This window comes from Desulfoscipio sp. XC116, assembly GCF_039851975.1.
Taxonomy (GTDB): domain Bacteria; phylum Bacillota; class Desulfotomaculia; order Desulfotomaculales; family Desulfallaceae; genus Sporotomaculum.
In genome coordinates this window covers 2191079-2206890 of the sequence record NZ_CP156660.1, presented here as the reverse complement: position 1 = coordinate 2206890, position 15812 = coordinate 2191079, and the positions used below count along the sequence as shown (strand labels likewise).

General features: G+C 43.6%; 16 protein-coding genes. 9 read left to right on the top strand and 7 right to left on the bottom strand.

The genetic code is table 11. From position 1 onward, the window contains the following. Positions 1-335 precede the first annotated feature (335 nt). From ABDB91_RS10595 to ABDB91_RS10575, 5 genes are all read left to right on the top strand, one after another. Positions 336-713 carry a hypothetical protein gene (locus tag ABDB91_RS10595; RefSeq protein WP_347487635.1) on the top strand — a complete coding sequence of 126 codons (378 nt, stop codon included), beginning with the start codon at positions 336-338 and terminating at the stop codon, positions 711-713. 6 nt (positions 714-719) lie between these two features. Continuing rightward, positions 720-1235 carry a hypothetical protein gene (locus tag ABDB91_RS10590; RefSeq protein WP_347487634.1) on the top strand — a complete coding sequence of 172 codons (516 nt, stop codon included), beginning with the start codon at positions 720-722 and terminating at the stop codon, positions 1233-1235. Beyond that, a complete protein-coding gene (locus ABDB91_RS10585) occupies positions 1232-2404 on the top strand; it encodes a pilus assembly PilX N-terminal domain-containing protein (RefSeq protein ID WP_347487632.1) in 1173 nt (390 codons plus the stop codon). Before ABDB91_RS10590 ends, ABDB91_RS10585 begins: the two co-directional genes overlap by 4 nt. Before the next feature lie 387 nt (positions 2405-2791). Continuing rightward, a complete protein-coding gene (locus ABDB91_RS10580) occupies positions 2792-3643 on the top strand; it encodes a hypothetical protein (protein WP_347487631.1) in 852 nt (283 codons plus the stop codon). Positions 3644-3752: 109 nt separating this feature from the next. Next, positions 3753-3938, top strand: coding sequence for a hypothetical protein (locus ABDB91_RS10575; RefSeq protein ID WP_347487629.1), 186 nt, complete (start codon positions 3753-3755; stop codon positions 3936-3938). A 5-nt stretch (positions 3939-3943) separates the two neighbouring features. Here ABDB91_RS10575 and ABDB91_RS10570 read toward each other — a convergent pair whose 3' ends face one another. The 6 genes from ABDB91_RS10570 to ABDB91_RS10545 form a co-directional block, all read right to left on the bottom strand. Continuing rightward, positions 3944-5260, bottom strand: a complete 1317-nt coding sequence (locus ABDB91_RS10570) for a hexokinase (protein WP_347487627.1) — start codon at positions 5258-5260, stop codon at positions 3944-3946. Positions 5261-5502: 242 nt separating this feature from the next. Continuing rightward, positions 5503-5694 (bottom strand): 4-oxalocrotonate tautomerase DmpI, encoded by a 192-nt coding sequence (gene dmpI, locus ABDB91_RS10565; RefSeq protein WP_347487625.1) that lies wholly within the window; start codon positions 5692-5694, stop codon positions 5503-5505. Between the two features lie 146 nt (positions 5695-5840). Then, complete coding sequence (locus ABDB91_RS10560; protein WP_347487624.1) at positions 5841-6440, bottom strand: prepilin-type N-terminal cleavage/methylation domain-containing protein; 600 nt, start codon at positions 6438-6440, stop codon at positions 5841-5843. A gap of 1 nt (position 6441) precedes the next feature. Next, on the bottom strand, positions 6442-6885 hold the full coding sequence (locus tag ABDB91_RS10555; RefSeq protein ID WP_347487622.1) for a prepilin-type N-terminal cleavage/methylation domain-containing protein: 444 nt from the start codon (positions 6883-6885) through the stop codon (positions 6442-6444). Beyond that, on the bottom strand, positions 6870-8945 hold the full coding sequence (locus ABDB91_RS10550; RefSeq protein WP_347487621.1) for a hypothetical protein: 2076 nt from the start codon (positions 8943-8945) through the stop codon (positions 6870-6872). Before ABDB91_RS10550 ends, ABDB91_RS10555 begins: the two co-directional genes overlap by 16 nt. A gap of 252 nt (positions 8946-9197) precedes the next feature. Then, the gene (locus ABDB91_RS10545; protein ID WP_347487619.1) at positions 9198-10454 is read right to left on the bottom strand and encodes a hypothetical protein; all 1257 of its coding nucleotides are present in this window, start codon (positions 10452-10454) and stop codon (positions 9198-9200) included. Between the two features lie 285 nt (positions 10455-10739). On the opposite strand from ABDB91_RS10545, the gene ABDB91_RS10540 reads away from it, so the two are divergent. The 3 genes from ABDB91_RS10540 (at position 10740) to ABDB91_RS10530 (ending at position 14326) form a co-directional block, all read left to right on the top strand. Beyond that, positions 10740-11804: a type IV pilus twitching motility protein PilT gene (locus ABDB91_RS10540; RefSeq protein ID WP_347487617.1), complete on the top strand. Its 1065-nt coding sequence runs from the start codon at positions 10740-10742 to the stop codon at positions 11802-11804. A 232-nt stretch (positions 11805-12036) separates the two neighbouring features. Beyond that, positions 12037-13434: a TldD/PmbA family protein gene (locus ABDB91_RS10535; protein ID WP_347487616.1), complete on the top strand. Its 1398-nt coding sequence runs from the start codon at positions 12037-12039 to the stop codon at positions 13432-13434. A gap of 136 nt (positions 13435-13570) precedes the next feature. Further along, on the top strand, positions 13571-14326 hold the full coding sequence (locus ABDB91_RS10530) for a prepilin peptidase (protein WP_347487614.1): 756 nt from the start codon (positions 13571-13573) through the stop codon (positions 14324-14326). A gap of 639 nt (positions 14327-14965) precedes the next feature. Here ABDB91_RS10530 and ABDB91_RS10525 read toward each other — a convergent pair. Continuing rightward, positions 14966-15229 carry a DUF3243 domain-containing protein gene (locus tag ABDB91_RS10525; RefSeq protein WP_347487612.1) on the bottom strand — a complete coding sequence of 88 codons (264 nt, stop codon included), beginning with the start codon at positions 15227-15229 and terminating at the stop codon, positions 14966-14968. Between the two features lie 281 nt (positions 15230-15510). Between ABDB91_RS10525 and ABDB91_RS10520 the strand changes: the two genes are divergently transcribed. Continuing rightward, the gene (locus ABDB91_RS10520; protein ID WP_347487610.1) at positions 15511-15726 is read left to right on the top strand and encodes a hypothetical protein; all 216 of its coding nucleotides are present in this window, start codon (positions 15511-15513) and stop codon (positions 15724-15726) included. Positions 15727-15812 lie beyond the last annotated feature (86 nt).

Genomic DNA, 15812 nt, shown 5'->3' with positions numbered 1-15812 from the left:
GGAAAAGCTTAAAATTCTTTTCTTTCGGTATGCTTTGTCATTGCGAGCGCAAGCGAAGCAATCCCAAACTGTGTAGACAGCCCAACATAAGATGGCCACGTCGCTTTGCTTCTCGCAAAGACAAACTAACGATATTCTCATCTTTCTATAGTGCTGCGCAAGCGGCATGGATGTATATGTAAAAATATAAGTTATGTGGTAGTGCCAGGGAAATACTTATCATGTATGCAGGGATTATTTGATAACTGTTGTATAAATTAAATCATATAGGTAAAATTGGTGGATAAAAAGTCACTCTTATTCATGTATATTTTCCTTATTATAGGGGGGATATATTGCTTGCCGATAAACGGGGATTCATCATCATGGAAGTGCTTAGCTCAATATTGATATTGAGTATTTGCATTGTTGCCATATCATTTGCTATTACCACTTCAACCAAACAGTTAGCGGTGTCTATGCAGCGGTTAAAAGCGATAGAGATGGCCCATGGAAAGCTGGAGGAAACAATCGGTACGGAATTTGAAACCATTACCTCGATTCCCAGAACAGATTTTCCGGCTTCCAATGGCAGTTATCAATATAGTGTATACGTCCAGAATGATAATGATTGCAGATATTTAAAAAGAATCCATGTCACGGTATATTTCACCGAATCAATATCCGGTCTTGAAAAAACGGTAGCTATTGTCGGCGCCAGGGCCAAAAGGTGATGCGTTATGCCAAAAGTTTTAAAAAATGATGGCTTAACTCTGATAGGATTGTTAACGGCTATGTTTCTAATTATTCTGGTTTTGAGTACCGCAAACTCCTTGTTTGTCTTTGGGATAAAAGCATACTATTTAAACCTGGATAGATTGGAAGTACAGGAAAACCTGCGAGTTGGGCTGGACAGAGTTTCCCGGGAACTCCGCCAGGCTGTTCGAATTACAACTATTGAAGATCATATGAGAGGGCGGCTTACTTTTATAGATCTAAAGCAAGATGTGATATCTTATCGAATAAGTAAAAGCGGTGATACAGAAGCAGTTTATCAATTAATTCGCTCCAGCGACGGGTCCGGCCATAATTCGGTAGCCAGATACATCACAGGGATCAATGTAAAACCTGCTAATGCGGATCAAGATGTTCGAACTGTTCATTTGAAGCTAACCGGAGAAAAGGGCGGCAGTGGGATAATGGACGTTAGTACGACTGTTACGCTAAGAAATTGGACGCGGGAGATGGAGTTGTGAAAGGGCATTCAGGCGGCGAAGATGGACAAACTTTAATTTTAGTAATGATGATTACTACTGTTCTTTTTATATTAAGCATTGCCTTGGGAACTATGACTTTAATGGTTTACACAAATGTAATAAGACAGGAAGAGTATATCAAGGCGCAGTGTGCGGCTGAGGCCGGTATTGAAGAAGTCATTGCCTTAATTAAGGAAAACGCTGAGTTGTCTGATGACAATAAAGAAAGAAAAATTGATGATGGCATTACCTATTCATTCGAGCTTCCTCCTGAAGAAAAACAGGATATTGGCAACTCCGTATCGATTAATTCTATGGGACGATGTCAAAGCGATGCCGGTGAACTGCTGGCTCAAAAAACATTGCATTGTACAGTAGCAGTATTTGGTGCGGAAGATTATTTAAAGGGATTGACTATACTGCCCGTCCAACCGGCTAACTTTATTATGCAGGGCGGTATAACAATAGATGGCAATATGGTGCTAAATGGCAGTGTGGACATTCCGGACACTGCGCAAATCACTGGTAGTATTTATGCCAGCGGCCAGGTGACGGGTGATTGCGACGGTCAAGTATATGAAAATTACGATTACATACCATCTTTCCCCGAACTGGATAAGGATTATTATTTGCAGAAGGCAGTGGAAGAGGAAAACGGACATGTTTTTTATGACAGTGTAACCTTTGAAAATTTTGACGATTCATTGCCGCTGCCCGGGGAAAGAACCGGGCAATCTTATAATATAGCCAATTGCAGCGGCTTTTATTATATTGATGGAAACGTTGCTATTTCGGGTGAATATCAGGAAACAGCACTAATTTTTTCCACTGGTGATATTAATGTGTTGGGGGAGTTAAGAAGCAGGGATATCGAAGAAGAAAACTTTGGTATTAATAAGGCCGGCTTAGCCCTGATTAGTCTTGGGAATGTAGATATCAATAATAATCATGTATATGCCAACATCATTGCCGGAGGATCTTTGAGTGTACAAGGCGGCGCAAAACTACACGGTGCGGCCTGCGTTGGCGGCTTGATGATCCATGAAAATGATGCTGTGGAGACGGGTCTATTTGAAATATATCCTGTCTGTGGTCCTGTGCCGATAGACGGTGCTATAACGGTAAATGTTGAAACAAAATCATGGAAGGAATCGCGTAGGGTTTTCTAACAACACTAATCGTTTACTATTGCCGCCGCTATGGCGGCTCCAACTCCCGAGCCATCTGGTGATGTTTAGCTTATTTGCATAGCCGGGCATTAATTCATACAGGAGCCGTCAATAGCTATGGTGTGGTATTCATCAAGGTGCGGATCAATGTGCTTTATTGTGCCGGTATATGTAGATAAACATTCGCTCGTTGTCAAATTCTACAACGTCCTTAAAATTCAATAGCGTACAGCTCCTAGCAGGCATGGTATCTCAATTGCGCCTCGTTTTGACAGAGGATGCTTGGAAATGGATAAGGAAAGAAAATTCAGGCAGGAAAAATAAACCGGTATTTAGAAAACAGGCGGTTATATGGTAAAATATAAATAGAAAGAGTGAGCGAAAGCAATGCCCAAAATAGACGTACCCCTAAAGAAACTAATTGAGCTCAGACCGGCGGACTGGGCCAGGTATTTGCTGCCGGGCTGCCGGGAAGAGTGGGTAACAAACTTCAAGACGGACTATACCCCTAAGAAAGAATCACGGCTGGACAGCGTGCTGGAGATAACCGACCCCGGCGGGCTATACCTGCTGAACTTTGAGCCGATGGGTTACCGCGACAATGCATTGCCGGCTAGAATGCTGCGTTATAGAAGCGACATATGGGAGGCCACCCTGACGGAGGGCAAGGGGACACCATCTATACGGCAAGTAGTGATGTTTTTCTACCGGGAGAACGATAACGGTCAGCACATACTGCGGGATAAATGGGACAGAGGTATACTTGAATATACCTACGAAGTGATCAGAGTGTGGGAACAGTGCAGACAGCCGGTGATAGAAGCCAAATTGATAGGGTTATACCCGTTGCTGCCGTTGATGAGGGGCGATAACGAACAAGAGACTCCCGAGCAGGCACTAAAAGAGTGCATAGATGTAGTGCAGGAAGTGGAAGACGAGGCTCTAAAACTGGATCTTTTGGCAGTGATGGCTGTAATGGCTGGCGGAAGGTTTCCGAAGAAACTGGTACTGTCGATGATAAGGAGGGAAATGATTATGGCGTCACCGATTTTCCAGGAGTGGGTCAAAGAAGAAAGAGCGGAAGCTAAACTTGAGGGCAAACTTGAGGGCAAGTTTGAGGGTAAATTTGAAGTTGTCAGAGCTGCCTTAAAAAAAGGTTTTCCTATAGGTGACATAGCAGAAATAACCGGACTGTCCCTTGAGGCCATACAGAAACTAAAGAAAGATCTGGAAAATTAAAAAGACAGGTACCAGGCACATAAACTTATTAACTTATTATCACATGAATGATGTGCCCCTTTGCCACATAGCTATGGCAGGGGGCATTCTTGCATTTTTCGAGGCACGAATGGATGCTCAAGGCAATGCACTTATCCACGGTGCGGCCTGCGTTGGCGGCTTGATGATCCATGAAAGTGATGCTGTGGAGACGGGTTTTGAAATATATCCTGTCTATGGTCCTGTGCCGATAGACGGTGCTATAACGGTAAATGTTGAAACAAAATCATGGAAAGAATCGCGTGAGGTTTTCTAACAACACTAATCGTTTACTATTGCCGCCGCTATGGCGGCTCCAACTCCCGAGCCATCTTTAGTAAGTTTTATAGTAATTAAGTCCGATTTATCTTTAAAGATATTTTTTAAGGTGGTATACAGCTTATTTGCATACCCTGGCATTAATTCATATAAAGAGCCGTCTATAGCTATGGTGTGATGATTTTCAAAATGCGGATCAATATGCTTTATTATGCCGGTGTATGTTGCCGCCACAATTTGTATGGAACGGATAATTACGATGGATGCAATGGTTCGCAGGGTGATCCGCTCCTCCAAAAGGGAATTGTTGATTTGGCAGGTTGTTTTAAGCCACTGTGCAACGTCAGTTAAGTCCGGGCTTTCGTCCGCGAGCAATCCGGCTATGTCTTCAGCTTTAATTGCATACGGTGTGAAAAATATTTGCGGTCGGTTGGACGCAAACAGTAAATTTTGGTTGATAAAATCTTGAATAATTATTCTAGTCAGTTCACCTATATATTGGCCGCCAATCATCTTTTCCAGGCGCTGTTCACCGGGTATCCGGCTTTGCTTGTCTAATTGCATGTCATAATCAGTGGCCGGAAGTTCATTAAAATTACCCGATTCCATATTAATAATCATTGGTTGGCCGGTAAACGGGGAATTGGGCTCGATATAACAGGTATTATGGCCGGTGCCGCATATTGACCCCATATCAGTATGCCGGTCACCATAAGACGATGTTAGTAAAGTGCCTACCGTGTCGTTGATAATAGCTTGGGGGATAACCTGTTTTAAATTTTTGCTGGCCAGCGCCTTTTGCAGTATTTCTGTGATATCATGGCCTTCAACACCAGAAGTTTGGATTTCCTTGGTCCATTTAATCAGTATGGCCCGGTTAACACTTATTTGTCGACTGGGAAAGGAGAAAGTGAAGCCGAGAGGATAAGTAAGACCGGGTGACAGCATGGAGGCTATATGCCCGGCAATAAATTCAAACAGATCTTGACCGGTAGCCTCCCGGGAAGTAAAGTCATAGCCTTTTCCCCGGTCCCGCAAAGGAAACAAATGACGCTTAAGCGTTTGGTACTCCCCGTTTCCTTTTATCTCGACCGTCAATATGCGTACATTGGTGCCGCCGAAATCAATGGCTGCGTAAATACCTTTTTCTTGGCCTGTAGGCTTTGCCAAAAAGGATGGCAGCATTTTTAAAGAACTGTCTTTTCCTGCAAGGCCGTCCGTCATGGCTTTTTTAAAATTATTGGCAATGTCAATTATTTGTGGCTCGGGGAGAATAAAGCCGGCTCTCAGTATTCTTACAGCGTTTACTAATTCATGCATTTTAAACGCCTCCCGTAAAGCGGTGTCTGTAATATCTAATTTGTATATTTTTAGTTTTGCGTTATTGAGGAGTAGTCCGGAAGGCTGGGCAAATCCTTCCAGATCTTTATTATATGCGGAATGTACTTTGATATTAACACTTTGATGTACTAAGCGAAACTTTTAATCTTCACGACAACTGGTCATAAATTCACTAGCCCCCACAATGTGGAAAACCCGTTAATTTGCTTAATATAACGGTGTTAACTTGGGCTTTTATTAGATAGCAGAACTCCCCCCACTCCCACGTTATCGCGCTCCCGTTCCTCGATTAGTACAATAATGGACTGTTCCGGCAGTTTAATTATTTCACTGGCGGTTTTAGTTATTGATTTAACCAGTTCAGCTTTTTGCTCCTTGGTTAACTTGGGGCCGTCCACGGTAATTACCGGCATAATAAATTGCTCCTTTATTATTTTTAATGTCATTATAGTTTATCTTATGTCGGTTGGCTATACATTGCAGTAATTGTACACATCCATTTAAAATCTCCATATGTAAAAACTTTCTGTTTTCTTTTAAATCTAAATTTACCACATATTTATTCACTAAATGCATAACGTATTGCCACACCCGGTGTACCTACTTCTTCTTCCTTAATTGCTCCAATATTTAATATTGCTATTTCAGAGCTTATTTCGTATTCCTGTCCGTTATATTCCCCATGTATAGTATACTTCAGTAGTTTTGGTCCACTTTTTTCAAAAGTTAAAGTAAAGTGTGTATCCTCAGCATAGGAGCCCAAAAGGTTTTCCTGGGTCCCATCTTTTTTAGAATGCATTAATACGCCGGATTCCGTCACATATAATTCCCGGGTATCTACAAACCCTTCACAACCTTCCTCTCCAGGTGAGGCAGGCGTATTTTTTAATATAATTAAGTAAGAGGATGAACGAATTTTACATCTTATACTTTCAATAATCTCTTTAGATAACAGAACATTTTGTTGAACCTCTCTTTGTTTTGCTGCTATATCTATGGATCTTGTAGCGTATGAATAAAAAGGATATAAAACAGCCAGCACTATTAGTAGAATAGCGGAAGCCAGCATTAATTCTATAAGGGTTAGACCTCGTATATTCTTATGAAACAATTCTTGAATAACTGGATACCTCCTTGGGAAAAATGCCAGACTTGGCATTTTAGCTTCCTGATGTGTCCTTCATAATATAAGAACTAATTTTAGCATTACGCTCTCCATTTTTATAGAAAACAATGACAGTTACTTTATAACCTTCCACTTCTTTACCTTCAAGAGCAAATGTTACATTATCTTCAATGTAGTAATTACCTGGTTCAGTTTCATCGTAAATATATAACTCATTCGGATTATATATGCGTTTTAAGCCTACATCGTTATCATTAATGTCAACGTACAGTCTTTCTATAGATTCCTGTGCCTTGGCTACAGCCTTACTCTTATCTCCCATTAAAAAGATATTTTCATAATTCCACCCAAAAACGAAAGTAAAGCAGACTACAGTGATTGTTAAAATGGCCATAGCTACCAGAACTTCTACTAAAGTAAATCCCTTTATACATGTACCTTTTTGATATAAACCTTTCCGTTTCATTGTTGTATCCATATTCCTCCCCTACTATCACCTTGAATGGGATCTTCAGCAGGTTCTCCATTGCCTCCTACAATAGGAATAGGAAAATTTTCAGTTGATATGGGGATATAAGATACCGCTGCCCTATTTCCGTTCCCGCCGTCAAAGGTTTTGGATACAACAGCACCATGTATATCTGAACTGCCATTGACTAAAACATCCGCATTGGGTGCATAAACCACACCCTGAAATGCACTTGCATTGCCGATGAAAGATACACTTTTGCCGGCAGCGATGATACCTCCCACATTGGGCATACTAGAACTACCTTGGATAGAAATAGTTGCATTATTATTAGGCGCGTAAATAAACCCTTGATATACTATATTACCGGGAGCGTCAACCTTCTTGCCTTTGGTGTAAATATTGCCAATTAAAGTAGAATTGCCTGCCAATTTTAATTCGGCGTTTTGATTGGAAAGATGGATATTCCCTTGTAGATGAGCGGTTTCAATTTCAACTTTTGTACCTTTTGAATATATATTTGTTATAGTGCCGGTAACAAGTGATCTGCCGCCATTATATTTAATGATTGCATTATCGTTGGATGCATAAACGTTGCCATGATGAGATACACCATTGAAATTAATGCTAGTTCCATTAGTCAAAATATCGCCTAAAATATTAGTAGAATTACTTGTATTTATATCGGCGATAGGAGTGTAAATGGATCCCTTAATATCATTTGATGAACCTATGCTGATTGATCTACCTCCAATATTTAGGTCTCCTGTCATGGTAAAGTTACTGTTGGTAATAAAAGTTGCGTTGGGAGCATAAACAGAGCCATCCAAATTATTTGATGAACCTATGCTGATGGAATTTCCGCCAATAACCAAATCACCTACCATAGTGGATGCATTATTAGTTTTAAAAGTTGCGTTTGGGGCATATAAGCTGCCAAAAAAATTAGAATCGCTTCGTCTATTTGTACTAGTTCCCTCATACAATACAGTTAATCGATTATAATCTCCGCCAGCGTTGACATCCATAAAACCATCCAGGTTTCTATCAACAACTAAAAATAAATTTCCTTGACCGGATAACTTAATATTACCCGAACCGTTGATATCTTGAATAACTGCGGTCGTATCGCCGTTTAAGGCAAACGTTAATGTTTTGTCCCAGCTAAAACTAATTTTGCTATAAACATTTACTTTACTAGGATCAAGGGACTCTGTTGTGTTATTGTTTATATTCAATTGTTCGGGTACACTACTACTTAAATCAGGATAACCAGGATAGTTCGGATAATCGGGATAGTCAGGGAATGTTGGCAAGTCGGGAATATCTGGGACAGCGGGCAACTCTTTTTCAGGAGTAAAGTGATTAACTCCCTGTGTTTGATTTGGTTTGTTAACACCTGCACCAGGGCCAAGGGATAGGATGCCCGGATATTCTCCAGCATTTGTTATTTTGCAGTTTGTGGAATTTCCCAATTCGACATAACCTGAATTTGTCCCTACAGGTCCTTTAATTCTGGCGCTTCCATCAAGTGTAATATCATCTTGTGTAAAAACAGCATAATCAAACGCATAACTATCACCATTGTTTGGATCACTCGGGTCAACAGGCTTTCCTCCTACAGCAGTCCAACCGGGCAGAAAATATGTTAAGTTATCGGCGGTACTCCGGGCGCCTTGCGTTCCTTCAACACGCCCCTCGGATTCTATTTGTAACCCTTTCTTTCTTTTCCCATCAACCACTTCATCAACTTCAAATATTTTGACTTTTAATGAATAATCTTCATCACCAGGTTCTCCTTGCTTTAAGTTATTCAAGTCCCCGTAAAATTCAATAGGAAAATCTTTATGAGGGAAAAAACCTTTTGTATAAAGTAATCCTAACGCTGCTTCCACACCGGATCTGGCAAAATAATATGCCTGTATTTGGTTGGCATTTCTTGCCGCATGAATCGTCCGAGAGGAACCGGCATGCCAGAATACACTACTAATTAATATAGCGACAGCTCCTATAACTAATGTCAAAGCCATGGCCATTCCTTTTTCAGATTTCAAGTGTGTTATTAACATGATATCTCCCCCCTAAATGTTCCCCCTATTGTTGTTATACTAATTAAGTGAGTAGTAATGATAATATAAAATAGCATATGACAGAAAAAGATAACAAAGTGCATTTTATATCGCTGTAATTTATAAAATCTGTTGGTACAAAGAGAGTATTATGGTTTTATAACTACCCATTATTTTGTACTTTCTTATTAGATTGTGAGTAATAGCCCAAGTACAACATGTACTCTAGCAAAGCTTTTGTACTCACACTACCTATTCATACCCGCACTCATAACCCACCCCAACCACATAAGCATCAACCTCATCATTATGATCCTGCTGCCTACTTAACCGTTCAGCCCACCATCCGGTCACAATAAACCCTTTTTCCTGATTCAATGTAATAGAAAACTCCGGGTCAAGTTTGCCATTGGTCCAGATTTTCTCCCAGAGCTTATTCCCTTGGGCATCGGTTTTAACCAAGTATAAACCCAGTTCTCCCTTGCCAAAGGAATTAGACCAGCCCGCCAGCAAAAATCCCCCGTCACCAGCACACTGCACAGTTTTGCCGATGTCCAGATCAGCGCCGCCGAAGGTCTTTTCCCATATTTTTTCCCCGGTGTGATTAGTTTTAATAAGGTAGATATCATTGTTACCGGCACCCAAAGAAGCTGTTTGCCCTATCACTATATACCCGCCGTCATCGGTTTGCTCCACGGAGGCCGCTGTATCCCAACCTACACCACCGAAAGTCTGAGTCCAATCTTGATTGCCCAGGGCGTCTGTTTTAACCAGGTAGACATCATACCCGCCGGCTCCGTAGGAATATGTCTGTCCGGCTGCGATATACCCGCCATCACTGGTTTGTCGGACGGTGGTGGCAAAATCGGTTTCCTTGCCGCCGAAGGTTTTTTCCCACTCTTTTATGCCTTTGGCACTGGTTTTTATAAGATATGCATCGGAGTCGCCGGCGCCCGATGAAGTGGTTGCGCCGGCGATAATGAAGCCTCCGTCCGTGGTTTGCAGCACACACGCGCCGGTATCTTCACCGGGGCCGCCGAATTCCCTGTGCCACTCCTTCTTGCCCGATGCGTCTGTTTTTGCCAGGTAGACATTGTTGTAGCCCTGACTAAAAACGGGCTGCGTAGCGCCTGCAATAACATATCCTCCGTCGCTGGTTTCGCGCACGGAATAACCCCGGTCGTTATTATCACTGCCCAATGTGTTGTGCCACTGAACATATCCTTTGGCATTGAGTTTTGCCAGGTAGGCATCGTAGCCGCCGTTGCCATACCTTCTGCAAGATTGAGTTTCCCCGACTATGATATAGCCGCCATCATTTGTCGGCTGGGCGAAAAAGCCCCGGTCGTTTTGTTTATTGCCCATTGTGCGCTCAAGATTAATTATAAATTCCGGCACAGCCCGGGCATTATGAATAAAAGGCCCGATCCAAAACAGTATGGCAATTATAAATATCAAAATGAATTTAATTTTTTTAAGTCTGTTTAAAATTTCTTTAAAGATGGACAACAACTTTCCGACCTCTTCCCTATGAGTAAGAATTGATTAAATAAGCAAGAATTAATTAAAGTCTAGGATTTAGTTAGGTATTTTATTATAACATGGAATAATATGCTTGCTAAGGGCTACTTCACAGGAGCTTGCCTATTGTTTATTTTAATATATATCATTTTGCTAACTTGGACTATGATGACTACCTATACAAATAATGAAAATTAAGCTATGCTTGTTGTAAAGATGTGGCCGGCTAATTAATGCCATATAATATTGTCCAATTTGAAGGATGATTAATTAATGCACATCAACAATTTACTTAAACAAGCGCTGGATCGGGGTGCCTCTGACTTGCATATTATAGCGGGAGTTGCACCTTTATTAAGAATAAATGGTGAACTGACTTCATTAAAATTTCCACCGTTAACAGCTGATAATACCCGGGAATTAGCCAGGCAAATACTTAACAAGGAAAAACTAAACGTGCTGGAACAGCTTGGTGAGGTGGATTTGTCCGCTGAATATCAGGGTTTGGGGTATTTTCGGGTAAATGTTTATTACCAACGAGGCACGGTGGGTATTGCCTGTCGGGTGCTCAGCAACCGAATTCCCACTATTGAGGAACTAAAATTACCCGATTCCATAAAGGCCCTGGCCCGGTATACACGGGGATTGGTCATTATTACAGGGCCGACGGGCAGCGGTAAATCTACCACACTGGCCGCAATGATTAACCTTATTAATGAAGAGACGCTGTGCCACGTGATCACGCTGGAAGATCCGATTGAATACCGGCACGATAACAAGAAAAGTATTATTAACCAAAGGGAAATCGGCAGGGACAGCAAATCTTTCCCCGGTGCGCTGCGGGCGGCGCTGCGGCAGGATCCCGATGTTATACTGGTGGGCGAGATGCGGGATCTGGAAACCATATCTATTGCTATAACCGCCGCTGAAACGGGCCATCTGGTCTTGACTACTCTGCATACTATGGACGCTCCCCAAACGGTGGAAAGAATCATTGACGTATTTCCCCCCAATCAGCAGCAGCAGATAAGAGTCCAGCTGGCTAATACATTGGTGGGGGTGGTCTCCCAGCGCCTTTTGCGGAATAGTAACGGGCAGGGACGGATACCTGCCGTGGAAGTGCTGGTATGTACCCCGGCGGTGCGTAATTTGATTCGGGAGAAAAAGATTCATCAAATTTACTCTTATATGCAAACCGGCGGCAAGTTCGGCATGCAGACCATGGACAGCCATCTATTAGAACTGCACGGCGGAGGTCTGGTCAATACCAAGGACGTCATAGAGCATGCTGTGGACTTGGAAGCTATGTTGCGCTGCTTAAGTTGTCAACAGAGGTAAAGTAGCTAAAGTGACTTTTGATATAAAAGAGCCTAAAATGGCATTATAAAAATAATGCGCTGGAAGTAAAATATAGGTATTAGCAGAACTGACGATTTCTTGATGAAATTCCGGTGCGGGCTGTATCAACATAGTTCTGTTGCCTTATGAAGAAATCCAAGAAATTAATGTAAGGCGGCTTTTAAAAAGGGAAAAGTAAGTCTATATTATTTTAAAATGGATGGTGAACGGTATGCTGGATAAGAACACTTTAAAAGATGTCATTGCTGCCGCGTTGACTAAAGGAGGCGATTTTGCCGACGTTTACGTGGAGTATAAGAAGTTGACCGGTATCGGGTGCGAGGATGGTAAAATCGAACGCATCCACTCGGGCATTGAGTCCGGGGCGGGGATCAGAGTCTTATCGGGTGACCATACGTCTTATGCCTATACCAACGATTTAAGCCGGGAGGGCTTACTGGAGGCGGCCCGTATTGTCAGCCATGCCGTGGCGGGGCAGGGCAAGGAAGTATCGTTTGAACTGCGGCGGGTGGTGTCGCCGGTCAGTTTTGCCGTGCAGCAGAGGCCCGATCAGGTTACCACAGAGCAAAAGGTTCAAGCGGTGAAGGCGGCGGATGAGGCAGCCCGGGCGGTAGACCGGTCAAAAATAAAGCAGGTCATGGTTGGTTACAGCGATGTGGTGCAGACAGTGGTTATAGCCAATAGCGACGGCGATTATGTGGAAGACGAAAGGATACGTACCCGCTTGATGGTGCACGCAGTGGCGGCGGAAGGCGTGTTAATGCAAACGGGATATGAGGCGGTGGGCAGTCACAGCGGTTTTGAACTGTTGGAACGAAACAAACCGGAGGAAGTCGGTGCCGCAGCGGCCCGGCGGGCAGTGCAGATGTTGGCCGCAAAGCCGGCCCCGGCCGGGAAAATGCCGGTAGTGCTGGCCGGGGAGGCGGGCGGTACTATGGTGCATGAAGCTTGCGGTCATGGTTTGGAGGCCGATCTGGTGCAAAAGGGCCTTTCCGTATACGCCGGTAAAAAGGGACAACAGGTAGCGGCGGAATGCGTTACTGTGGTTGATGACGCCACATTACCGGATCGTTATGGATCATATAGTTTTGACGATGAGGGCGTGCCGACACGCCAAGTGGTTTTGATAGAGAACGGTGTATTGAAAGATTTTCTGTATGATCGTTTGACCGCCGGACACGACGGAGTGAAGTCTAACGGCCACGGACGCAGGGAATCCTACCAGCATAAGCCTATCCCCCGCATGGGCAATACTTATATTGCTCCCGGCAAGGATGACCCGCAAGAAATCATTAACGGTGCCGGCAACGGTCTGTTGGTGAAAAAGATGGGCGGCGGTCAGGTTAATACCACTACCGGGGATTTCGTTTTTGATGTGGCTGAGGGTTATCTTATTCAAAACGGTACCGTTGGTTCCCTGGTGCGCGGCGCCACGCTGACCGGCAACGGGCCCGAGGTGCTTCGGATTATCGAGGCGGTGGGCGGCGATCTGGGCTTTACCATCGGCACCTGTGGCAAGGATGGCCAGGGAGTGCCGGTGAGCGATGCCCAACCTACCATCAGAATTAAGGAACTGGTAGTCGGCGGTACGGTTGGTACCGGGTGTTGAAATGTTGAAAGATTGAAATGTTGAAAGATGCATAACGCTGTATAATTAGTTTCAAAGCCATTATTTTTCGGCACACTGTAGTTGTGTCGAGAGCTGTGCCGGGGAAATCAAGGGTTATTTGGGTGTGGGAAATAGTATGTATTTTGATGAAATGATAGTTTTTATTTTAGGCGCTTGTATCGGCAGCTTTCTTAATGTGTGCATATACCGGCTGCCAAAAGAACAATCAGTGGCGTTTGGTCCGTCCCACTGCCCCGGCTGCGGCCAAAGGCTCGGAGTGCTTGATCTGGTGCCCTTGTTTAGCTATGTGTTCCTTAAAGGGCGCTGCCGTTATTGCGGTCGGAAAATATCCGCCCGGTATCCTCTGGTGGAGTTGATTACGGCGGCGTTTTTTGTGACCGCCTATCATTTTTGGGGCTGGCAATGGCAGACCGTATCCATGTGGGTATTTTTTGCCGTGCTGATAACTGTGTCATTGATAGATTACCGGTATAAAATTATTCCTGACGAAATGATTATAGCGGGCTGCGTACTGGGGCTGCCGCTGGTTTTTTTATCCGGTTCAGGCAAATTGGCCGGCGGGTTAATTAGTTTTTTTGCCGCCGGGCTGCTTTTCTTATCCATCGCTTTGCTGTCAAAGGGAGGCATGGGCGGCGGAGATATTAAGCTAAGCGCGCTGATAGGGCTGTACTTGGGCTGGCCGAATATTATTGTCGCCCTTTTTATTTCTTTCTTATTTGGCGGTATAGCGGGTATTGCGCTTATTGCGCTGGGGAGAAAAGGCAGAAAGGATGCCGTGCCCTTTGGACCATACCTGGCTATAGGCGGCGTAGTGGCCGCGTTTTATGCCGATCGGATAATTAGCTGGTATAGGTGCATTTCCGGGTTATAGATTAAGTGTGCCTGCAATGCGGAGTCCAAAGCTAATAGCGCCCTTCCAAAGAGCACACAGTTATAGATTAAGTGTGTCTGTGATGCGGCCGGTTAAATTAAGTTAAATTAAGTAGAGCGCCTTAATAAAGGGCGCTCTACTCTGCTTTATTTTGTCGTTGCGAGCGCAAGCGAAGCAATCTCAGACTCCGAAGCAGGTTCCCCAAGAAATGCGGGCTGTAAAACGGAGATTGCCGCATCGCTTTGCTCTTCGCAATTATCACGTGTTGTAAGCACTACAATAAACGAATATATGTCATTGCCGGCTAATGTCATTGCGAGCGTAAGCGAAGCAATCCCAAACTCCGAAGCGGGTCCCTCCAAAGAAATGCGAGCTGCAAAGCGGAGATTGCCACGTCGCTTCGCTCCTCGCCATGACGGACTCTAGGCGTTGCAGGTTTTATTTATAGCCATGACGGACTTTAAGCGTCGCATGCAGCTCATATTCATAGCCATGACGGACTAACTATGTTTTCATTCTCTGATGGCGCCGTGCAAGCGGCATGGATGTTTAAGACAGATTTGCCGCTTGCACGGCACAATTGGCGCAATTATAGTACACCAGTAAATTTGCTATCGTCTAGTCGGCGCTTATTGCTTCCTACTGGTTAACCACCTTGGTCATTAAACGGGCCAATACTTGCCGTTCATTTTGGTCCGCTACCTGCCACATCTCTTTAATGGCCTGCTGCTCGGGATTGGCCGGAGGCACGCTTTGGGCCAACAGATCCCCCACCTGGTAAGCCAGAGAATTGATCTTATCCCGGCCGATTCCTAGCTCCTCGGCAAACTCCATGGCATTCTTTAAGTAACTCTTCCAGGTTGGCCAATCGGTATTTACATTTTGTCTGAAATTAAAGTCCATAAATTTAGCACCACCTTTTTAAAGATTATAGTCTTATTATGTAATTAAAGTTCTCTTTTTATTTTCACCCGGGCATATAAAAGTTATGCACGTAAGACAGTAAAATATTTCAAATTTAGCCATTGTTATGAAGGGCGGGAAAGTATTTTTATAGCACAATTGCAAATTATGAGGCATATGCTGTATCAACAAGTGCATATACTATTATTTGATATTATGCCGCTACTAATGCTTAGAATCTTATCCCGTGCGGTGTTACTTCCTCTAGGAGGTATTATTTCATGAAAATTGGCGATATTGTCACCAGGAAGGTTGCCGGGGAGGAGGCGCAGTTTTGCGTGATTGGTTTTTATACTGATCAGCAAACTGGTCAAAAGGTGGCCATAGCGGCAATGCTGGACCCTAATTTTGTGGTTCAGGTTTCCGTCCAAGAACTGGCGCCGGTTACGTTTAAAGACTTGATTGCTTTGACTGCCAATTCGTTTTTTATGCATTAACTGCCGTTCGGGCAGTTTTTTATTGGCTGTGGCCGCATTTTATATTTGGTACTAAAGGAATAGTTTGTTTTTCATTGAATTATAAT